General features: G+C 70.9%; 19 protein-coding genes and 2 pseudogenes. 15 read left to right on the forward strand and 6 right to left on the reverse strand.

Translation table 11 applies throughout. The annotated features are described in order from the left end of the window. Positions 1 to 173: 173 nt before the first annotated feature. Positions 174 to 1,808, reverse strand: a complete 1,635-nt coding sequence (locus tag AB0N03_RS17445; RefSeq protein WP_364372103.1) for a Na+/H+ antiporter — start codon at positions 1,806 to 1,808, stop codon at positions 174 to 176. Positions 1,809 to 1,958: 150 nt separating this feature from the next. Here AB0N03_RS17445 and AB0N03_RS17450 point away from each other — a divergent pair, with 150 nt between their 5' ends. After that, on the forward strand, positions 1,959 to 3,194 hold the full coding sequence (locus AB0N03_RS17450) for an aromatic acid/H+ symport family MFS transporter (RefSeq protein WP_364372106.1): 1,236 nt from the start codon (positions 1,959 to 1,961) through the stop codon (positions 3,192 to 3,194). Positions 3,195 to 3,269: 75 nt separating this feature from the next. Here the strand turns inward: AB0N03_RS17450 and AB0N03_RS17455 are convergent, their stop codons facing one another. The 3 genes from AB0N03_RS17455 to AB0N03_RS17465 all read right to left on the reverse strand — a co-directional run bounded on the left by AB0N03_RS17455 (position 3,270) and on the right by AB0N03_RS17465 (position 7,012). Continuing rightward, positions 3,270 to 4,811 (reverse strand): amino acid permease, encoded by a 1,542-nt coding sequence (locus AB0N03_RS17455; protein ID WP_364372109.1) that lies wholly within the window; start codon positions 4,809 to 4,811, stop codon positions 3,270 to 3,272. A 70-nt stretch (positions 4,812 to 4,881) separates the two neighbouring features. Next, positions 4,882 to 5,820 (reverse strand): serine hydrolase domain-containing protein, encoded by a 939-nt coding sequence (locus AB0N03_RS17460; protein ID WP_364372112.1) that lies wholly within the window; start codon positions 5,818 to 5,820, stop codon positions 4,882 to 4,884. A 40-nt stretch (positions 5,821 to 5,860) separates the two neighbouring features. Beyond that, positions 5,861 to 7,012, reverse strand: a complete 1,152-nt coding sequence (locus AB0N03_RS17465) for a glycerophosphodiester phosphodiesterase (RefSeq protein WP_364372115.1) — start codon at positions 7,010 to 7,012, stop codon at positions 5,861 to 5,863. Positions 7,013 to 7,192: 180 nt separating this feature from the next. Here AB0N03_RS17465 and purD point away from each other — a divergent pair, with 180 nt between their 5' ends. From purD to AB0N03_RS17515, 10 genes and pseudogenes are all read left to right on the forward strand, one after another. Next, positions 7,193 to 8,467, forward strand: coding sequence for a phosphoribosylamine--glycine ligase (gene purD / locus AB0N03_RS17470; protein WP_364372118.1), 1,275 nt, complete (start codon positions 7,193 to 7,195; stop codon positions 8,465 to 8,467). A 114-nt stretch (positions 8,468 to 8,581) separates the two neighbouring features. Continuing rightward, on the forward strand, positions 8,582 to 8,962 hold the full coding sequence (locus AB0N03_RS17475) for a hypothetical protein (RefSeq protein ID WP_364372121.1): 381 nt from the start codon (positions 8,582 to 8,584) through the stop codon (positions 8,960 to 8,962). 28 nt (positions 8,963 to 8,990) lie between these two features. Beyond that, positions 8,991 to 9,557 (forward strand): DUF3558 domain-containing protein, encoded by a 567-nt coding sequence (locus AB0N03_RS17480; protein WP_364372310.1) that lies wholly within the window; start codon positions 8,991 to 8,993, stop codon positions 9,555 to 9,557. 9 nt (positions 9,558 to 9,566) lie between these two features. Further along, entirely contained in the window at positions 9,567 to 11,147 is a 1,581-nt protein-coding gene (locus AB0N03_RS17485; protein WP_364372124.1) for a hypothetical protein, read from the forward strand. A gap of 2 nt (positions 11,148 to 11,149) precedes the next feature. Continuing rightward, complete coding sequence (locus tag AB0N03_RS17490; protein ID WP_364372127.1) at positions 11,150 to 11,908, forward strand: ESX secretion-associated protein EspG; 759 nt, start codon at positions 11,150 to 11,152, stop codon at positions 11,906 to 11,908. Positions 11,909 to 12,041: 133 nt separating this feature from the next. After that, on the forward strand, positions 12,042 to 12,353 hold the full coding sequence (locus AB0N03_RS17495; protein WP_364372130.1) for a hypothetical protein: 312 nt from the start codon (positions 12,042 to 12,044) through the stop codon (positions 12,351 to 12,353). Positions 12,354 to 12,424: 71 nt separating this feature from the next. After that, positions 12,425 to 12,634 (forward strand): annotated as a pseudogene (locus AB0N03_RS17500) (WXG100 family type VII secretion target); the annotation flags it as partial. Between the two features lie 1,758 nt (positions 12,635 to 14,392). Further along, a pseudogene (locus tag AB0N03_RS17505) lies at positions 14,393 to 14,608 on the forward strand (transglycosylase SLT domain-containing protein); the annotation flags it as partial. A gap of 333 nt (positions 14,609 to 14,941) precedes the next feature. After that, a complete protein-coding gene (locus AB0N03_RS17510) occupies positions 14,942 to 16,114 on the forward strand; it encodes a pyridoxal phosphate-dependent aminotransferase (protein WP_364372133.1) in 1,173 nt (390 codons plus the stop codon). A 101-nt stretch (positions 16,115 to 16,215) separates the two neighbouring features. Continuing rightward, the gene (locus AB0N03_RS17515; RefSeq protein ID WP_155548045.1) at positions 16,216 to 16,407 is read left to right on the forward strand and encodes a hypothetical protein; all 192 of its coding nucleotides are present in this window, start codon (positions 16,216 to 16,218) and stop codon (positions 16,405 to 16,407) included. Positions 16,408 to 16,426: 19 nt separating this feature from the next. Here the strand turns inward: AB0N03_RS17515 and AB0N03_RS17520 are convergent, their stop codons facing one another. Continuing rightward, positions 16,427 to 17,005, reverse strand: a complete 579-nt coding sequence (locus AB0N03_RS17520; RefSeq protein WP_364372136.1) for an HAD family phosphatase — start codon at positions 17,003 to 17,005, stop codon at positions 16,427 to 16,429. A gap of 17 nt (positions 17,006 to 17,022) precedes the next feature. Continuing rightward, a complete protein-coding gene (locus tag AB0N03_RS17525) occupies positions 17,023 to 18,045 on the reverse strand; it encodes a GntG family PLP-dependent aldolase (RefSeq protein WP_364372139.1) in 1,023 nt (340 codons plus the stop codon). Positions 18,046 to 18,180: 135 nt separating this feature from the next. Between AB0N03_RS17525 and AB0N03_RS17530 the strand changes: the two genes are divergently transcribed. From AB0N03_RS17530 to AB0N03_RS17545, 4 genes are read left to right on the forward strand one after another with little or no spacing between them, the layout of a single operon-like run. Then, on the forward strand, positions 18,181 to 18,690 hold the full coding sequence (locus AB0N03_RS17530; RefSeq protein WP_364372142.1) for a SigE family RNA polymerase sigma factor: 510 nt from the start codon (positions 18,181 to 18,183) through the stop codon (positions 18,688 to 18,690). Beyond that, positions 18,683 to 19,399 carry a hypothetical protein gene (locus AB0N03_RS17535; RefSeq protein ID WP_364372145.1) on the forward strand — a complete coding sequence of 239 codons (717 nt, stop codon included), beginning with the start codon at positions 18,683 to 18,685 and terminating at the stop codon, positions 19,397 to 19,399. The genes AB0N03_RS17530 and AB0N03_RS17535 overlap by 8 nt, the downstream gene beginning before the upstream one ends. Positions 19,400 to 19,433: 34 nt before the next feature. Further along, entirely contained in the window at positions 19,434 to 20,030 is a 597-nt protein-coding gene (locus tag AB0N03_RS17540; protein WP_364372147.1) for a TetR family transcriptional regulator, read from the forward strand. A gap of 18 nt (positions 20,031 to 20,048) precedes the next feature. Beyond that, entirely contained in the window at positions 20,049 to 20,951 is a 903-nt protein-coding gene (locus AB0N03_RS17545; protein ID WP_364372150.1) for a LysR family transcriptional regulator, read from the forward strand. Positions 20,952 to 21,007: the final 56 nt, after the last annotated feature.

Genomic DNA, 21,007 nt, shown 5'->3' on the forward strand with positions numbered 1-21,007 from the left:
ATCGTGGCGTGACCAGTCGATGTTCGCCGGATGTGCCGATCCTGTACAGCCACCTTGCCACCATGGAATCGCTGGGGGTGCCTGCCGCCGGCGCACACGGAGGGGCGAGGGGGCTCACTGTGTGCGCCGGCAGCGAGTGCTGATCGGTAGCGCCGAAGGACCTGAAAAGGTGATCAGCTCATCCGGTTCGTGAGCGTCGTCGACACCGACAGCTCCTCGAGATCGAGCTCCCGCAGCACCTTCCGCAGGATCTCGTCGTCGAGCCGGCCCGCGCGGTTCTCCTCCAGCATCGCCTTGCGCTGCGTGATCAGGAGCTCCCGCCGGGCCTTCGCGAACTGGGCCTGCGGACTGCCGGACCGCTCCTCGCCCGACAACGTGATCGCCGCTTTCGCGAACCGGTAGCGCGTGTCGACGAGCCGTTCCAGGCGCTGCTTCAGCCGCTCGACCTTCTCGGGCGGCAGGTCAAGCGACGCCAGCCGGTCGCGGCTGATCTCGCGCAGCCGTTCGTGGGCGGCGTTCTGCGCGACCTCGCGCGCGGCCAGCTCTTCGGCCTCGTCGCGGGATGCCTCCGACGGGTCCCGCACCTTCAGGACGCGGATCAACGGCGGCAGCGTCAGCCCCTGGACCAGCACCGTCCCGATCGCCACCGCGAACGCGAACAGCTGGATCTCCTCCCGGCCCGGGGTGCCGGCGGGGACACCGGCGGCCGCGGCCAGCGTGACGACGCCGCGCATGCCCGTCCACGAGAGCACCGCCAACGACCGCCACGGCGGGGTCGCGCGCCCGCGGCCGAACAGCCGCAACGTCCGCGGCAGGAACGCGAAGGCGAACACCGCCGGGATCCGCACCAGCATCGTCACCAGCAGCACGACCACCGCGACCAGCGCGAGCGTCCCGTTGTCGCGGGCCGCGTGCTGGGCGCCGTCGAGCACGAACGGCAGCTGCAGCCCCATCAGCGCGAACACCAGCGCCTCCAGCAGGACGTCGATGGACGCCCACACCGATCTGTCCTGCATCCGCGTCGCCGGGGACGCGTAGAGCGAGCGCGCGCCCAGGTAGAGACCGGCGGCGACGACCGCCAGGACGCCGGACCCGCTGAACTCCGGGCCGAACGGGTGCAAGTGCTCGGCGAGGACGTACGCGCCGAACGGCACGATGATCCCGAACGCCGACTCCAGCAGCGGGTCGTCGAGCAGCCGCCGGATCAGCACGACCGCCGCGCCGATCGCCAGGCCGACCCCGATGCCCAGCACGGTCGCGACGCCGAACACCGCGAACCCGTGCCCAGCCGAGCCCGCGGTGCCCGCGACCGCGGCGAGCGCGACCTTGTACAGCGTCAGCGCGGCGGCGTCGTTGACCAGGCTTTCCCCGGTCAGCACGGCCATCAGCCGGCGCGGCAGCCCGAGCTTGCGCCCGATCGCCACCGCCGTCACCGCGTCCGGCGGCGCCACCACCGCGCCGAGAACCAGCGCCGACGCGAACGGCACGTCCGGCAGCAGCAGGTGCACGACGAAGGCGACGACCACCGCGGTCACCGCGACCAGCACCACGCCGAGCGCGACGATCGGCCGCAGGTTGGTCTTGAAGTGCGTCACCGAGCTCTCGAGCGACGTCGAGTAGAGCAGCGGCGGCAGCACGACCGTGAGGATCAGCTCCGGTTCCAGTTCCAGCCGCGGCACGCCGGGGATCAGTGCGACCCCGAGCGCGACGACCACCACCAGCAGCGGCGCCGACAGGTTGTAGCGGCGGGCGAGCGCGGTCAGTGCGAGCGAGCCGGCGAGCACGCCCATCAGCGTCAGGATCTCCACGGGCGCGATCTTTCCCCAGGTAGAAGCCGTGCGCTCGGCTTCCGTTCAATGGAAGTGAGCTGGATTGCGACATAGCGCCCATGCATACTTGTGCGCAATCCGCACACCTGTACGGAAATCGTGCACCGACGCACATCCGGAGGTTCTCCCATGTCCCCTGGCACCCGCTCCTGGGTCGTGCCCCTGGCCTGGACCGCCGTCCTGCTCGACGGGTTCGACCTGGTCGTGCTCGGCTCAGTGTTGCCCGTGCTGCTGCGCGACCACGTCTGGGGCCTGACGCCCGGTACTGCGTCGGTCGTCTCGACCGTCGGCCTGGCCGGGATGATGCTGGGCGGGCTGGCGATCGGCACGATCACCGACGTCATCGGCCGCCGGAAGTCGCTGATCATCTCCGTGTCGCTGTTCTCGCTGTGCACGCTGCTGTGCGCCTTCGCGCCGTCGACGTTCATCTTCGGCCTGCTGCGGTTCGTCGCCGGGCTCGGCCTGGGCGGCTGCCTGCCGACGGCGATCACGCTGGTCACGGAGTACGCGCGCCACGGCAAGTCCGGCAGCGCGACGACCACGGTGATGACCGGCTACCACGTCGGCGCGGTGCTGACGGCACTGCTCGGCATCGTGCTGATCTCGCCGTTGGGCTGGCGCGCGATGTTCGTAGCCGGAGCCATTCCCGCGGTTTTCCTGATCCCGCTGATGCTGAAGTTCCTGCCGGAGTCCGAGACGTTCCAGCAGGTCCGCGAGACCGAGCGGTCGGCCGGGCACGCGGTGGCCGGCCTGTTCCGCGGCGGCCTGCTGCGCGCGACGATCGCGTTCTGGGTGACGTCGTTCATGGGCCTGCTGCTGGTGTACGGCCTGAACACCTGGCTGCCGGAGATCATGCGCCAGGCCGGCTACCCGCTCGGCGCGGCGCTGAGCCTGCTGCTGACGCTGAACGTCGGCGGAATCGTCGGGCTGCTCGTCGCGGGCCGGGTCGCCGACCGCGTCGGCATCCGCCCGTCGGCCATCGTCTGGTTCTGCTTGGGCGCGGTGTTCCTCGCGCTGCTGAGCGTGAAGCTGCCGGCGGTGGGGCTGTACGCGGCGGTGTTCCTGACCGGCTGCTTCGTGTTCAGCGCGCAGGTGCTGGTGTACGCCTACATCGGCCGGATCTACCCGGACGCGATCCGCGCGACCGGCCTCGGCTGGTCCGCCGGCATCGGCCGGATCGGCGCGATCTCCGGCCCACTCCTCGGCGGCGCGCTGCTGACGGCCGGGATCGCGTACCCGTGGGGCTTCTACGCGTTTGCCGCTGTGGGCGCCCTGGGCGCGGCGGCGGTCACGGTGGTCCGCCCGGGCCGCCAAAGCCCGGCCCGGGACGCCGCCCCGGTCAAGCAAAGCCCAGCGACTACCTGATCTGCCGCGGCGGGATCGTGAGTGTTCAGGACGGTTCCAACCGTCCTAAACACTCACGGCCACTTGCGCCGAGCGTCAGCCGAGTTCCTTGAGTTCCTGTTCCACCGCTGCCAGTTCGGCCTCGGAACCCTGGACCTTGGGGCCCTTGAACCACTTCCGGGCCGAGACCGCCCACCACAGCGCCGCGCCGCCGAGCACCACCAGGAACGCGATCGGCGTGTAGTTGAACGAATCCACCGTCACCGGCGACACCTGCGGCAGCATGAACAGGAAGAAGATCAGCACGACCCAGATCGTCGCGATGATGCCGACCGGCTTGCCCCACCTGCCGAGCGACCACGGCCCGGGCTCGAACGAGTCGCCGCGGCGGACCCGCAGGAACACGGGGATCACGTACGCCACGTACAGCCCCACCACGGCGATCGACGTCACCGCCGCGTAGGCCGTCGCGCTCCACAGGTACGGCAGGGCCAGGATCAGCGCGCCGCCCGCGCCGAGCCAGACGGCGTTCGTCGGCGTCTGCGTCCGCTTGTTGATCTTGTGCCAGAAGCCCGAACCCGGGATCGCGCCGTCGCGGGCGAACGCGTAGATCATCCGCGAGTTCGCCGTCACCGACGCCATGCCGCAGAACAGCTGCGCGCCGATGCAGATCAGCAGCAGGAACTTGCCGGTGACCGCGCCGGTGGCGTCGATGAAGATCTGCGCGGGCGGGACACCGGTGGCCGAGCCGACCGCGCCGTCGTAGTCCTGGATCGCGAACGTCAGGCCGATCAACAGGATCCAGCCCGCGACGAGCGAGACGACGATCGACATCACGATGCCGCGCGGCCCGGCCGTCGCCGCGCTCTTCGTCTCCTCGGTCATGTGCGCCGACGCGTCGTACCCGGTCAGCGTGTACTGCGCGACCAGCAACCCGATGGCGAAGACGTAGAACGTCGAGCCCCAGCCCGTCTGGTTCACGAAGCTGCCGAAGACGAACGACGCGTCCTGGTGCTTGGCCGGCACGAAGATCAGCACGCCGACGATCACCAGCACGCCGATGAGGTGCCACCACACGCTGACGTTGTTGAGGATCGCCACGATCCGGACGCCGAAGGTGTTCAGCAGGCCGTGCACCACGAGGATGATCGCGAGCAGCAGGATCGTGTGCCCCGGCGTCGCCGTGAAACCCCACTGCAGGTCGAGGAACGCGTTGAGGAACAGCGCCGCGCCGAAGTCGATGCCCGCGGTGACGGCGATCTGCCCGATGAGGTTGAACCAGCCGGTGAACCACGACCAGGCCGGGCCGGACTTGTTCGGCGCCAGCTTCGCCGCCCAGTAGTACAGCCCGCCCGCGGTCGGGTAGCTGGAGCAGACCTCGGCCATGCCGAGCCCGACCAGGATGACGAAGATCCCGACCAGCGGCCAGCCCCAGATCATCGCGGCGGGCCCGCCGGTCTTCATGCCGAACCCGTAGAGCGTCAGGCAGCCGGAGAGGATCGAGATGATGGTGAACGAGACGGCGAAGTTCGAGAACCCCGACATCGTCCGCTTCAGTTCCTGCGCGTAGCCGAGCTGGTGCAGCCGGGCACTGTCGTCATCGTGGTCGGGGGTGGTCTGCTGGTCGGAAACATCCATCGGGCACCTCTTGAAAGGTATGCGGCCAGACCATTGAATTCGCCGAAAGTAGCCCCGGGCCCGAAGGGTGTCAAGCCTTCGTCAAGAACTCGTCCAGCCGCCGCAGCAGGGGCCCGCCACCTCGGTGGTTGTTCGAGATCAAGGTCGCGGTGAGCCCGGACGACGGCTCGTGCGAGCTCCAGAACGTGACGCCGTGGTCACCGCCGTCCAGGTGCACCACGCCCGGCCGCGGTAGCCAGAAGCCGAGCCCGTAACCGTCCGCGTGCGGGCTGAGCATCCGGTCCACCCACTCGCGCGGCAGGATCCGGCCGTCGAGCAGGGCGGGCCAGAACTTCCGGAAGTCCGGGGCGGAGCTGTAGATCCCGCCGTCGCCGAAGCCCACGACCGGCAGGCTGAACACGTTGGTGCGGCCGTCTTCGAGGTAGCCGGTGGCGGTGCGGGCGGGCAGCGCGTCCGACCGCAGGAACGCCGTGTCCGTCATCCCGGCGGGCTCGGTCATGCGGGTCCGGACGAGCTCGGCGAAAGGTACACCCGCGACCCGTTCGGCGATCAGGCCGAGGACGGCGAACGCGCCGTTGTGGTAGCGGAACTCCCGACCCGGCGCGGACTTCTGCGGGTAGCCGCCGAGCGCGGCGAGGTAGTCGGCCGACGTGGCGAGCAAGGGAGTCGGCTCCGGATCGGCTTCCTCGTCGCAGTAGTCACCGATGCCGGACGTGTGCGTCAGCAGGTGCTCGACGGTCACGCGGTCGTCGATCAGCGGCAGGTCGTCGCCGAGTATTTCGCGGGCTTTCGTCGTCAGCTGGAGATGGCCCTCGGCGACCAGTCCCACGACGACCAGCGCGGTGAACCCCTTGGTGCCGCTGGCGATCGCGAAGCGCGTGTCGACGGTGTTCTCGACGCCGTATGCGATGTGCGCGTGCCCGTAGGCCTCCTCGACGAGCGTCTCCTCGCCGCGGGTCACCAGGACCACGCCGGAGAAGCCGTCGAAAGCCGTGAAGGGCACCTTCATGGACATAGCGTCCATGAAGGTGCCCTTCACGGCAAAGCGATTACCGGCCCAGGAACGCGTGCAGCGACTCCAGGGCGGTGTCCGGCTGGTCGGCGAAGAAGCCGTCGACGCCGGCCTTGAGGAACGCGGCCTCTTCGGTGAAGACGTCGCCGTAGGCGTCCGGCTCGGCCGACGAGCGCAGGTTCGCCGGCAGGAACGGGTTTTCGTTCCGGAACGTGTACGGCTGCACCTTCAGGCCCGCCTTGTGCGCGTCCGCGACGATCGCGCTCGGCTTGGTCAGGTTGCCGGCCGCGTCCAGCGGGATGATCTGCGCCTTGTCCGGCCCGAGGTACTTCGCGTACTTCGCGACGTCACGCAACCCGGAAGCCGACACGATGTCCGCGTACGTCCGCTTGTCGCCCTTCGCGACGAAGTCCGCCGGAGCGCCCGAAGCCGACGTCAGCTGCAGCAGCGGCGTCCGGACCTGCTTGTGCAGCGCGATCAGGTTCGACACCTCGAACGACTGGATGATCGCCGGCGCGTCCGGCCGGTCGAGACCGTTGCGCTCGAGCGCCGTGACCAGCTTCGGCTCGATCGGGTTGCCGATCGACTGGAAGAACGTCGAGTGCTTGACCTCGGGGTAGGTGCCGAGCGTCCGGTGCAGCTCCTTGCCGAGCCGCTTGGTCAGGTCGAGCACCTCCTGGAAGGTGGCGATCTGGTACCGGCCGTTGTACAGCGTGTTGTGCGGCCGGTTCGCCGGGATCCGCTCGACCGCGCGCAGCGTCTTCAGCTCGGCCAGCGTGAAGTCCTGGGTGAACCAGCCGGTCGTCGAGACGCCGTCGATCACCAGGGTCTTCTTGCGGTTCGCGAACTCGGGGTGCTTCGCCACGTCGGTGGTCCCGCTGATCTCCGGCTCGTGCCGGGCGACGAGCTGGCCGTCCTTGGTCGGGACGAGGTCGACGTCGACGTAGCCGACGCCCATCCGGTAGGCGAGCTCGTACGAGGCGAGGGTGTGCTCCGGCCGGTACCCGGGCGCGCCGCGGTGTCCGATGATCACGGGGTCATCGTGGCCCCGTCCGTGCGCGGCCGCATCGGCGGACCCCCCGCTTTCGGACGGCACTGTGGACGCGCTCGCCGACCCGACGGCCAGTCCGGTGACGCTCAGCAACGCCAGTCCGGCGAGTGCCAGTACGCCGACACTTTTGCGCTTCATCTGGTGACCTCTTTTCACACAGGGTTGACCCTGACTACCCGCGCAACCCTCACCGCCGCAAGCGTCTCCGGGCAGTACCTGGGTGAACACCTCGGTAAACGGCGCGTGGACCCCTGCTCGCCCCGGGTGCGGAGGACGGCGAAATGTCCGGGGCGAACACGGCCGGATACGCTGTGCGGCGTGCGCGTACTGGTAATCGGCTCCGGCGCCCGTGAGCACGCTCTCGTCCTCGCGGCCTCCGGCGACCCCACGGTCACCGCCCTGGCCTGCGCGCCCGGCAACGCCGGGACAGCCGCCATGGCCGAGCAGCTCGGCGTCGAGGCGGCCGATCCGGAAGCGGTCACCACGCTCGCGAAGAGCTGGCAGGCCGACCTGGTGGTGGTCGGGCCGGAGGTCCCGCTCGTCGCCGGCGTCGCCGACGCCGTCCGCAAGGCCGGCATCGCCTGCTTCGGCCCCTCGGCCGCGGCGGCCCGCATCGAAGGCTCGAAGGCGTTCGCGAAGGACGTCATGGCCGCGGCGGACGTGCCGACCGCGCGCAGCGAGGTGGTCGACAACCCGGCCCGCCTCGACGCCGCGCTCGCCCGCTTCGGCCCGACCTGGGTGGTCAAGGACGACGGCCTCGCCGCCGGCAAGGGCGTCGTCGTCACGACCGACTACGACGTCGCGCGCAAGCACGCGATCATGCTCCTCGACGGCGGCCACCCGGTCCTCCTGGAGTCCTTTTTGGACGGACCGGAGGCGTCGCTGTTCTGCTTCGTCGACGGCCACACCGTCGTGCCGCTGCTGCCCGCGCAGGACTTCAAGCGCGTCGGCGACGACGACGCCGGCCCGAACACCGGCGGCATGGGTGCCTACGCGCCGCTGCCCTGGGCGCCCGAAAACCTGGTCGACGAGCTGGTCGAGAAGGTCGTCCAGCCGGTCGCCGACGAGCTGGTCGCGCGCGACGCGTCGTTCTCCGGCCTGCTCTACGCCGGCCTCGCGCTGACGTCCGACGGCCCGCAGGTCATCGAGTTCAACTGCCGCTTCGGCGATCCGGAGACGCAGGTCGTGCTGGCACTGCTGCGCACCCCGATCGCCGGGCTGATGCACGCCACCGCCACCGGCAAGCTCGCCGAGCACCCGCCGCTGGAGTGGGCGGGCGGCGCCGCGGTCACGGTCGTGATCGCCGCCGACGGCTACCCCGGCAAGCCGCGCACCGGCGACGTCATCAGCGGGGCCGAGCTGGAAGGCGTGCTGCACGCGGGCACCCGCCGTCGCGACGACGGCGCCGTCGTCTCCTCCGGCGGCCGCGTGCTCTCGGTGGTCGGCACCGGCAAGACGCTCAAGTCGGCGCGCAAGCACGCGTACGAGACCGTCGAAAAGGTCCACCTCGCGGGCTCGCACCACCGCACGGACATCGCGCTCAAGGCGGCGAACGGCGAGATCGGCGCCCCGACGGCCAAACAGCGCGCCTGATCCGGGGAACCGGCGGCCGACGATGTTCGTCCCATCTCAGCCTGCTGTCACACCCGGGTTGGTAGCCTCGACGGGAGTCGGCCGGTCACTGTCCGTATGACGTCAGGGGAGCGCATGTCAGGACCCTCGTACGACCTCAGCTCGGCCGTCCCCGTGGCGCCGGCGGCCGCGGACGTCCTGGTCCACCCGGACAAGCTCCTGGACGTCGCCCGGATCGTCGAAGAGCAGGCGAACGCCCTCGAAGACCAGCTGCTGACCAAGCTCGGGCAGCTGCGGATCGACGCGCCGTCCGCCGACGTCATCAGCACCCAGTCGATCGACGCCTGGAACACCCTGATCGCCGACGGCGACCGCTCCTACGCGGGGCAGGTCCGCGAGTACGTCGCCGGCCTGAAGCGCCTGGTCTCGCAGCTGCGTGAGGCCGCCAAGGACTACCAGGTCAGCGACGAGGAGAAGGCGGCGGTGTTCGGTGACCGCGCCAAGCACGGTGCGTAGCCGGAAGGTGCGCATCGTCACCGGAGGCGTGCTCGCGACGGCGGCGCTCGCCGGCTGTTCGGCGGGCACCGACGGCACCCCGTACCCGATCGAGACGGCCGCGACCGCCGCGTCGCAGAGCGCCAAGGCCGCCCAGCTGCCGCAACGACCGGCCGAGCTGACCCTGCAGGGCGTCAACCTGTGCGAGGTGTTCCCGCAGGTGCAGCTCGACGCCATGAAAATCACCAGCGCGCCCCGGGAAGCTCCGCCGGAAGACGGGCCGACCTGCGTGTTCGACGCCGACGGCGCCGAGCCGGTGCACGCGTACCACGTGCGTGCCGTGTCGGCGGACCTCGACGAGTGGATCACGGGGTCCCGCAAGAAGAACAGCATGACCACCGAGCCGAAGACCGTCGGTGGTTACCCGGCGTTGACGAACTACCGCGCGGCCGGCGACCCCGCCGACTGCGAAGCGCTCGTCGGCGTCGCGAGGGGCCAGACGCTGGCCGTCCAGACCTTCGCCATCACCCGCGGCCGGCTCACGCAGCCGCAGCTGTGCGAGATGTCGGTGCACGCCGCCGACCTGGCGCTGCAGTCCTTGAAGTCAAGCAACTAGGGAGGGCGCGTGGAATTCTCCGAGCTCGCGGCCGGGATCCAGAACCACCGCTTCGACGGCTGGACCAACACCGCGATCGCCGACCAGATCACGCGGATGGTCAACGGTGACGGCACCGGCAGCATCGGCACGGCCGTCGACGCGCTGAAGGCCGTCGCGACCGCCCTCGCCCACACCGACCAGACGTTGCGCGCGCAGCTGCTCAAGCTGGGTGTCGAATGGCAGAGCCAGGCCGGGGGCGCGGCCAGCCAGGTGCTGACCGAGCAGGCCGGGTTCTCCCAGGACGCGACGACGAAGGTCGCGCACGCCGCGGAGATGGTGTTCGAGCAGGGCGAGTCGTTCAACCGCACCAAGTACAAGCTCCCGGACGCCGAGACCGTCCGGAAGGGCGCGGGCGGCTACACGCTCACCGACGGCCTGCTGCTCAGCCTGATCGGCTTCGAGACCGACCACGCCCGGCAGGTCGAAGCCGCGAACGACGCCAAGGAGCAGGCGAAGCAGGCACTGAACGACTACGCGCAGGAAAGCGGCACCAACCTGCTCTCGACGCAGTCGCTGTCCGACCCCGAGTCGCTGAAGCTGGCCGCCCCGGGCGTGACGCCGGGCGTACTGGACGTCGCGGGCGCCTCCGTCGCGGTGACGCCGGACGGCGGCGTGCGGCCGGCGTCGGACAAGGTCCGGTCGGTGCACGTCGACCCGCCGGTGGTGCAGCCGGTGTCGCACACGGTCCACGCCGACCCGCCGACCCCGGTCTACGGCGTCGCGGCGCAGCAGCCGTCCCGGTCCGTCGCGCAGCCGCCGCGTCAGACCGGCGCGGGCGCCCCACCCCCACAGCACACGACGGCGAGCTCGTCAACGACCCCGGCGGGCGTCAAGCCGTCGCCGTCGTCGCCCGGGCCCGGCTGGGTCAACGCGCCGGGCCGCGGCACGTCCTCCGGCGACCCGTCCCACTTCTCGCCCGGCCTGGCCACCGGGGGCGGCGGCGAGCAGTTCGTCCCGCCGGGTGCGCCCGGCTCGCTGCCACCCGGCTCGTCGCCGGCGACGGCGCCGATCAAGTCGCTCGGCGGCGGCGGCGCGTCCGGCGCCGGCTCGACCGGCGTCGAAGGTTCGCTCGCGGGCACCAACCGCGGTCCCGACGGCCTGCTGGCGAAGGGCCGCACGGTCGGCGCGATGCCGCAGGCCCCGCTCCCCCCGGGTCAGTTCACGGCCGAACGCGGTTTCGTCGCGAAGCCCGGTGCGACGCCGGGCGAGATCGGCGCGGGCGCGGCGGCGATCGGCGCGGGCGCGGCCGGTGGCGCGCTGAGCGGCGACAAGGAGCGCTTGCGGCGGGAGAAGGGGCAGGCGAAGGGCCCGGTGCGGCCGCTGCCGGTCGGCGAGCTGCCCGAGGAGGAGGCCGCCGCGCTGCGGAAGTCGGAGCAGATCAGCCCGAAGCAGCGGCCCGGCGAGTCGAAGTTCCTGTCCGAAGCGGCCCCGCAGGAGGACGACGCCGAGCACGTCCGCCGCTACGGCGTCGACGACCAGGACCTGTTCGCCGACCAGCGGATGGTTTCCCCCGACGTGCTCGGCGACCACGGCGGGGACGGGCGCTGACCGTGTCGCTGGTGCTGTCCGCGCGTGAGTTCGACGTGCTCTGGGAGTCGCTCGAACTGCCGCGCAAGCACGTCGCGCTGGACGTGCCGAGCGAGGGAACCACCCGCACCGAGCGGCGGGAAGTGGTGGAGGCGGCGTGGGCGTCGCTGAGCGAGCGGCGCCTGGCCCGCAACGGCCGGGTGTCGGGTGAGGTGGCGGACCAGCTGCACCTGCTGGCCCGCCCCCAGTTCGGCATCGACGTGTGGGTGTGGGCCGAGCGCGAGATCCGCGGCCGCGCGGTGAGCGTCCGCGGCCAGGCGGTGCTGGCGGTGGTGGACAACGGCGAGGTCTGGCTGATCCCGGCCACGGAGGACGGCCTCCCGGAGGCGGCGGTCTCGGTGGCGGGAGATCTCGGACCGGGCATCGGCCAGACGGTGAGCATTCCCTACGACGTGCTCCGGTCTTCCGACGCCGCCGCGAAGGGCGACGCGAAGGCCCTGGTCACGTCGCTGGCGGACCGGGGCGTGGAGCTGTTCCAGGCCCAGGAGCTGTCCGGGATGCTGCTGGGCCAGGAGGCCCGGGGCCAGTTCGGCGCCGAGCGTGCCGGCCGTGACGGAATGGCCCACCGGGCGGGCCGCGTGGTGGCGTTCTTCGACACGGACGCGGGGCGCTACCTGTTCCAGGCGGTCTCGGACCGGGAAGGCCGCGAGTGGGCGACGGTGACCCCGGCGGACAACGCCCTGCTGGCGACGAGGATCCGGGAACTGATGGCGGAGGCCTGAGCCCGCCGGGTGGAAGTTGGCGGGGAACGGTACGCGCGGCGCGCGGGAAGTCATTAAAGTAAGCGCGGGAACCGTCCGGGTCATGACGACGTCTGATCGGGCGGACCCAAGTTCGCGAAGGGGATGACGAACCGTGCCTGTCTACGACGCCGACTCGATGGCCATCGCGGCCGGCCAGGTGGAGAAGCTGAAGGACGAGTTCGAAAAGTCCAAGCACAAGGTCACCGGCCTGGACCACGAGCACGAAAGCCCCTTCGGCGGGATGGACGACAAAGGCGACGCGCACAGCGCGGTCGGCAAGTTCAAGGACGGCGTGCACAGCCAGTTCGATGCCGCGGGCAAGCACATGGAGGCGCTGGGGTTCGCCATGCGCAAGGCCGCCGGCCTGATCGCCGAGACCGACCAGGTCGGGGCGAGCGACCTCAAGCTGCACGTCGACAAGTGAACTGAGCAGGGGGCACCAGAGTGGCTTTGAACGGGGTCGGCGCCGGAACGCCGGACAATTGGGACGCCTTCATGAAGAAGGTCGACCAGGTCGAAAAGGTGAACCTGCAGAAAATCACGGACGCGGCGACGCAGTTTCGTGAGGCGGGCAAGAACGCCGGTGACCACAACGCGTCGCTGAAGTCTTCGACGGACGCGCTCAACGGCGGAGTCTGGGCCGGCCCGGCCGCGGACCAGTTCTTCACCTACGTCCGCCAGGTGCGCGACGCCGGTACCAAGGTGCAGACGCACCTCGAGGACGTCGCCAAGGACCTCGACACCCTGCAGACCAACCTCGCGGAGATCAAGCGCAAGGTCTCGGACAAGCAGAACTCCGCCGAGACCGCGGTCAACGAGCGCAACACCAAGGCGGCGACCGACATCAAGGTCGCGCTGGACGGCGCGAAGAAGGCGATGGACGAGGGCAAGCCCGGCCCGAGCCCGTCCGCCGGGGAGATCCTCGACCAGGCGAAGAAGGACATCCACACCATCACGGCCGGCTTCGACGCCGACGTCGCCAGCCTGCAGACCCAGGCCGACACGGCGATCAAGGCCTCGCAGACGCTGATGTCCCAGCAGATCGAGGGCGGCTACGACCAGGTCCCCCTGCCGAGCAGCACTCCCGCGGCGCCGAAGAGCACCGGCGGCATCCACAGCAACGGTTCCTCCCACGGCGGCGGCGGTGGCGGAGGAGGCGGTGGTGGTGGTGGCGGCGGAGGCGGCCTCGGTCCCAGCGGCGGCCCCCCGTCCTCGCCGCCCCCGGGCAACGTCCAGCAGTGGATCCAGGAAGCCATCAAGGCCCTCCAGGCCGCCGGCGTGCCGGTGACCGATGCCGACATCCCCAACATCTGGGCGATCATCCAGCACGAGTCGGGCGGGAATCCCAACGCCATCAACAACTGGGACTGCGTGCCGCTGGACACGATGATCGTGACCAAGCGCGGCCTCCTGAAGCACGACGCGGTCGAGGTCGGCGACGAGACGATCGGCTTCAACCCGGCCACCGGGCACAGCGAGTGGACGCGGATCACCCGGGTCGTCCACCACGAAGATGCCCAGCTGGTCCGGATGAGCAACTCCCGGTGGCAGGCGACCACGACGCCGAACCACCGCTGGCTCACCCTGCCGCGGGTCAATGTCAGGCGCACTGACCTGCCGGTGGTTTGCCCGGAGTGCGGCTGGGAGCCGCGCGCGGCGCATCAGCCGGAGAACGGTGTCGCCGTGCATCGGCGAAAGAAGCACGGCTTCGTTTCGCCGAAGCAGGAGAACCAGTACGAGACCGAGCCTCGCTTTGTCACCACTCAAGACGTCCGCTCTCGCGACCGGATCCTTCTGACGGCACCTGCCGCGACGGAGTCGTCGCTGGATGTCTCCGTGCCTGAAGCGGCGATCCTCGGGTGGATCGCCGGTGATGGTCACATCGAGACGAGGCAGCACCGCCCGACCATGTCCATCGCGCAGTCGAAGCCCGAAATGGTGGAGAAGATCCGCCGGCTTCTCGACGGCGTGCCGCACGCGGTGTACGTCGACGATCGCGGCGGGTGCGGACCCCGCCACCAGTTCCGGCTGGACCACGACTACGCCCAGGACCTGCTCGCGCGAGCGGGGAATCCCAAGTCCGAAGCGGCCGCCCAGGTGCTGGCGATGTCCGCCGCTCAGCGTGCGGCGTGGCTCGAAGCGATCATCGACGCCGAGGGCACCCGTTACCTGCGGCCTGGCTACTCCGCACCTCAGACGGTCATCTACCAGGCGCCCGGTGCCGTCCTCGAGGCGATCGCGCTGGCGGGTTACCTGTCCGGATCGCGGCCTCGCGTACTCCCGGTGGAGCGGGCGGGCCGGCCGGAGACCTGGCGCCGGGAATTTTCCGTGCACCTGAACAACCCGGTCGTCACGGGGGCCTTCCTGCGGAAGGAAGACGCCGGGCGGGGCGACGTGTGGTGCGTGACCACGGAACTGGGCACGTGGACGGCCCAGGAAGACGACCACCTCTTCCTGACCGGCAATTCCAATGCCGCTGCCGGGCACCCGTCCAAGGGGCTCATGCAGTGCATCGACGGGACGTTCAACGCGCACAAGCTGCCCGGTCACGACAACATCTACAACCCGGTCGACAACATCATCGCCGGCGTGCGGTACTCCTTCGACCGCTACGGCGGCCTCGGGAACGTGCCGGGCATCAAGGCCATGGCCCACGGTGGTGCCTACCAGGGGTACTGACCCCCGAGATGCCAGGGCCCCGGCAAGTCGCGTTTGCCGGGCGGGACGTCATGAAAGGGTCGTTCATGACGTCCGGCGACAGGAAAGGGTCGTTCATGACGTCGCCAACCCCGCCCGACGTCGCGAATGACTCATTCGGGACCTCCGGCGCCCGCAATGACTCATTCGCGACACCCGACTCCGCGCGCGGCCGTGACTGTGCCTACCGGGGTACTGACCCCCGAGATGCCGTGAAGGCCCCCTTACCGGCCCAAGATGCCGTGAAGGGGGCCTTCACGGCTTTCGGTGAATTCGGTGAACTGGAGCGCGGCCTCTCCGCGTTAGCCTGGCCGCATGGCCGACCTCGAGGCGGGTCCCGCGCTGCGGGCCGGTGTGCCGCCCTTCCACGTCATGGATGTCCTCTCCGCGGCGGGCGCCCGGCAGCGCAGCCACGGCGATCTCGTGTCGCTCGCCGCCGGGCAGCCTTCCGCGCCCGCGCCTCAGCCCGTCCTCGAGGCCGCCCGCGAAGCGCTGGGCAAAAGCACCCTCGGCTACACCGAACAGCTCGGCATCCCCGAGCTGCGCGAGGCCGTCGCCGGGCACTACCAGCGGAAGTACCGCCTTGACGTCGCCGCGCAGGACGTCGTCATGACCACCGGTTCGTCCGGGGGCTTCCTGCTCGCCTTCCTCAGCGCCTTCGATCCCGGTGCCAAGGTCGCGATGGCCCGGCCCGGCTACCCCGCCTACCGCAACCTGCTGGCCGTCCTTGGCTGCGAGGTCGTCGAGTTCGCCACCACCGCCGAGACGAACTTCCAGCCCACCGTCGCCCTGCTCGACGAGCTCGGCCCGATCGACGGCCTGATCGTTGCCAGCCCCAGCAACCCGACCGGGACCGTCCTGCCGCCCGGGGAGCTCGCCGCGATCACCGGCTGGTGCTCGTCGCACGGCGTGCAGCTGGTCAGTGACGAGATCTACCACGGCATCTCCTACGGCGCCGAGCTCGACTGCGCGTGGCAGTTCGGCCGCGAGCCGCTCGTGCTCGGCAGCTTCTCGAAGTACTTCGCGATGACCGGCTGGCGGCTCGGCTGGATGCTCGTGCCGCAGCGCCTCCACCGCGCGGTCGACGTCCTGACCGGCAACTTCACCATCTGCCCGCCCGCGGTTTCGCAGTACGCGGCGCTCGCCGCCTTCACGCCGGAGGCGTACGCGGAGGCCGACGCGCACGTCGAGCGGTACCGCGCCAACCGCGACCGGCTCTTCGCGGGCCTCGAGAGCATCGGCCTCGGCAAGCTCGCCCCCGCCGACGGCGCCTTCTACGCGTACGCCGACGTCAGCGCGTACACCGAGGACAGTCTGAGCTGGTGCCAGCGGCTGCTCGCCGAAACGGGCCTGGCGATCACGCCCGGCGTCGACTTCGACCCGGTCGACGGCGGCAAGTACGTGCGGTTCTCTTTCGCCGGCAGCGCGGCCGACATCGACGAGGGCGTCCGCCGGCTGGGGGCGTGGCTCGGCCAGGGGGAACCCTGATTCATCCCTGAACGTTGGCTCGACGAGGGGAGTTTCCCCGGCCGAGGTGCCACAGTGGAGGCATCGGGCCGGAGGGGCCACGGGAACAAACGGAGGAAGCCATGTTCTGGAAGATCGTCGGCGGCCTGATCGTCGCCTGGGTGGCGTTCATGGTGCTGGGCGCCGTGATCGGCTTCGTGTTCAAGGCCGTCCTGTGGATCGCCATCATCGGCGGCATCGCGTTCCTCGGCGCCGCCGGCTACCGCGCGATCAGCGGCGGCAAGAAGGACCCGCGCCGCATCAACCGCTACTGAGCCCGTGACCGGGCGTGGCTCACTCGAGCCACGCCTGGGCCGCGTCGGCGCCGTTCCAGACCTCCGCCTTGAGCCCGGCCGCGCGTGCGCCCTCCACATTGGACGGACGGTCGTCGAAGAACAGGCAGTCGGCCGGCTCCGCGCCGAGCTCGTCGAGCAGCAGGCGGAAGATCTTCGCGTCCGGCTTGACGCACCGGACGTCGCCCGAGAAGAGCGTCACGCGGAAGTGGCGCGCCCACTCCTGCGCGCGAACCCACTCGCCGAACACCACCGGCGCGTTCGACAGCAGCGCCAGCGACGCGCCGGCCTCGGAAAGCGCTTCGAACAGCGCCTGTGAAGACGGTTCGAGGTGGGCCCAGCCCTCGACGTCGATGCGGGTCAGCTCGGCCGACAGCGGTTCGTCGACGGACACGCCCAGTGCCTTGCCGACCGTCTGCCAGTACTCGAGCGGAGTGCTCCCGGCGTCGTAGGGAATCCGGTAGTCCCAGTACGCCTTCTCGAACTCCGGCAGCGGCGCGCCCATCGCCGCGGCCAGGTCCGGGCGGGCCAGGCTCGGCTTGCTCAGCACGTCGCCGTAGTCGAACACGATCCAGTTCACGGGGCCCCCAGTACTCGTCACGCGCCGGTCTTGATCCGGCGCAAGGCTTCTTCGACGTCGGTCGCGCTCAGGTCCCGGTGCGTGACGAACCGGACCCGGCCCGCCATCGGCACCGCCCGGATCCCGAGCGAGTCGAGCCAGGCCAGCGCAGTCGGGATGTCGGGTACCTCGGCGAGCACGATGTTGGTGTCCGGCACGTTCGTCGCCCAGCCGTATTCGGTCAGGCCCTCGGCGAGCCGTTGCGCGTTCTCGTGCGACTCGGCCAGCTCGGGGATGCGGTCCAGCGCGACCAGGCAGGCCGCGGCCAGGACGCCACCCTGCCGGACGCCGCCGCCGAGCATCTGCCGCATCCGGCGGGCCCGCTCGACGAACGCGACGCTGCCCGCGACGACCGAGCCGACCGGCGCGCCGAGGCCCTTGCTGAAGCAGGCCGACACGGTGTCGACGCCGACGGTCAGCGCGGCGGGCGGCACCTCCAGCGCGACGGCGGCCTGCCAGAGCCGGGCGCCGTCGAGGTGCACGGTCAGGCCGGCTTCCTTCGCGACGGACAGCAGCTGGGCGTGCTCGTCGGGCGGCGTCACCGCGCCCCCGGCCGCGTTGTGCGTGTTCTCGAGGCAGAGCAGAGTTGTCCGTAATGTGAAGTACGGCCCGGGTTGTCCGATCGCGGCCGCGAGGGCGTCGGGCGATGGGCGGCCCGGGCCGCCGTCGTGCTCCAGGATGTCCGGCATCCCGCCGGCCAGCCACGCCGCCGAGCCGAGCTCGTTGGACAGCACGTGCGCGCCCCGCGTGGCGAGGAACCGGTCGCCGCGCTGCAGGTGGAGGCTCAGTGCGACGAGGTTCGCCATGGTCCCGCTCGGCACCCACAGGGCGGCCGGCATGCCCAGGACGTGCGCGGCGCGTTCCTCCAGCGCCTGGACCGTGGGGTCGCGCTCGAGGACGTTGTCCCCGACTTCGGCGGACGCCATCGCCGCGCGCATCGTGTCATCCGGACGGGTGACGGTGTCGGAACGGAAGTCCAGCGGCGGCAGCGTGAAGGTCACAGAGTGATCACATCACACCCACCCGACGGGGATCAATGAGGCCTCGGGTGGTCGAACCCGCTCGGTCCGTGCAACCGTGGACGCCCCTGATTCCGTCCTACCCACCGACGACAACAGAGCGGAGCACGACTGCGCGTGGACCAGCGCGACGAGGAGGAGTTCGCGGAGTACTTCGCCGCCAGGCGGGACGCCGTGCGCCGGACCGCGTACATGCTCTGCGGCGACTGGCACCGGGCGGACGACCTCGCGCAGACGGCGTTCGTCGCGCTGCACCGGAGGTGGAAGAAGATCAGGGATCGCGCGGCGACCGACGCGTACGTCCGCAAGACGCTCGTCCGGGCGTCGATCGACGAATCGCGGCGTCCGTGGCGGCGTGAGTGGCAGACCGAAGTGCTGCCGGAGCCGCTCGACGACACGCCGGGCCTCGACGACCTCGTCGCGACCAGGGAAGACCTGCTCGCGGCGCTGAAGGAAGTGCCGCCCAAGCAGCGGGCGGTGCTGGTCCTGCGGTTCTTCGAAGGGCTCGACGTGACCGGCGCGGCGAAGGAGCTGGGCTGCAGCGAAGGCAACGTGAAGAGCCAGACCGCACGCGGGCTGGCGAACCTCAAGCAGGTGCTGGAACGGGAGGTGGAGACCAATGGATGAGCAGGAGCTGCGCTCGTTGTTCTCCGCCGCGCCCGGCGACGCGCCCTCGTCGACGTTCACGCAGGACGACGTCGTCCGCGAATCCCGCCGCCAGAGCGTGCGGCGCCGCAACCGGATCACCACCGGGGTGAGCGCCGCGGCGCTGGTGGTCGTCGGGTTCGGCGCGTACGGCGTGCTGTCCGGGGGTACCCCCGAGTCGTTGACGTCCGCGGACAACGGCGCCCTGTCGTCGCAATCCGGGCCGGGGTCGGGGCAACCCGGCTTGAGCCCGGCACGTCCTGAAGTCGGTGGGGAGTCACCGAACTTCTCGTCCGAACCACCTCGGCAGGGAGGTGACCAGGGCGGGAAGACCGGCCACCTGGCCGAAGGCGCCTCCGGGTGCGAACAGGTGGACGGGGAGCTCGCCATCGCCCTCGCTGGCGAGCTCCCCGGCCACGTCGCCGGTACCCCGGCTGTGCCGGGCGGCGCCTGTTCGACGGGCTCGCGTTCCGCCGGGTTCCCGGTTGCGGGCGGCGAAGTGTCCGCGGCGGTGTACCCGAAAGGCATTCCCGTGGTCTTCAAGTCCCAGCCGGCCGGCACGGTCACGGCCCAGGTGGCCACCGCGTCCGGCGGGTCGTTGGTGCTGGTGAGCGTGCCTTCATCCGGAGCGACGGCGCCGTACGCCGGCCAGGTGGACGCGTTCGCGCGCGATCTCGCGCCCCGCTTCTGAGCCCCGGTCCGCCCGGTTGGCAGAATGACCGGTCATGACCGCCGCGACCACTCCCAAAGGGGAACGACGGCGCGCCGCGCTCGTCGAGGCCGCCGCGAAGCTGCTCGTCGAGGGCGGGTTCGACGCCGTCCGGCACCGGGCGGTGGCTGAGCGCGCGGGGCTGCCGCTCGCCTCGACGACGTACTACTTCGACTCGCTGGAAGACCTGGTCACGGCGGCCGTCGAGCACCACTCGAACGCGGAGCTGGCGGCGGGCCGCCACCGGCTGGAGGAGCTGGCGACCCGCAACCGCGGGGTGCAGGCGACCGTCGACCTGGTGCTGGAGATGCTGCTCGGGCCGGAGACCGACGACCAGGAGGCCGACGCGGAAGCGGTGCTCCTGCGCTACGAACGCCTGGTCGCGACCGGTCGCCGTCCCTATCTGCGGCCGCTGATGCGGACGCTGTCGGCCCAGCTCGACGAGCTGCTGACGGCGATCTTCGCGCGGTCGGGCACGCCGGTTTCCTCCGATGAACTCGAACGGCTGATCGCCCTCGTCGACGGCGCCGTCGTCAACGCACTGATCGCGATCGACCCGGCCCCGCGCGCGGCGGCGTCCCGGATGCTGCGGAACGCACTCGACGGCACCTGAGTCGTTACTGTCGTGCAGGTGGATCTGAACCTGCTGACCGCCCTGGACGCGTTGCTGGAGGAGAACTCCGTGCAGGCGGCCGCCGACCGGCTGCACCTCACGCCGCCCGCCATGAGCCGCACGCTCGCCCGGATCCGGGCGACGACCGGGGACGACATCCTGGTGCGCACCGGCCGGACGATGACCCCGACGCCCCGCGCGCTGGCGATGCGCGACGAGGTGCGGGCCCTGGTGGCCCGCGCGAACCGGGTGCTGGCCCCGGCCCGCACGGTGGACCCGGCGACGCTGCGGCGCACGTTCACCGTCCAGGGCCACGACGCGCTGCTCGCGGCGTTGTTCCCCGCGTTGTTGCGGACGGCGTCGGCCGAGGCGCCCGGGATCGGCTTGCGGTTGCTGGCGGAGGCGCCGGTGGACACGCCCGACCTGGCGCGCGGGCACGTCGACCTGGAGGTCGGGGCGACGGTGCCGGGCGCGCCGGAGATCAGCCACGACGTGGTCGGCGAGGACCGGCTGGTGCTGGTGACGCGCGCCGGGGTCGCCCTCGGCATCGAGGAGTTCGCGGCGGCCGAGCACGTGATCGTGTCCCGGCGTGGGCGGTTGCGTGACGGGGTGGACAAGGCGCTGGCGGAGCTGGGGTTGCGCCGCCGGGTGGTGGCGGCGCTCCCGACGGCAGCGCTGGCGCTGCAGGCGATCGCGCACAGCGACGTCGCCGGGGTGATGCCGATCCGGGCCACGGCCCTGGCGCGGGCGGACGTGGGGTTGGCGGCGACGGAGCTGCCGCTGGACCTGCCGAGGCCCCAGGTGGTCCTGAGCTGGCACAGCCGCTACGACACGGACCCGGCGCACGAGTGGCTGCGCGGCCACTGCCGCGCCGCGCTGGCCCAGGTGCTGGAGGGAGAAGAACCAGCAGCCCGAGATTGAGGTGGCGCGGCCGGGTCGCGGGGCCGGCCCGAACGACATGAACGACTCTTTCATGT

The sequence above is a fragment of the Amycolatopsis sp. NPDC051061 genome (genome assembly GCF_040682935.1).
In the GTDB taxonomy this organism is placed as follows: domain Bacteria; phylum Actinomycetota; class Actinomycetes; order Mycobacteriales; family Pseudonocardiaceae; genus Amycolatopsis.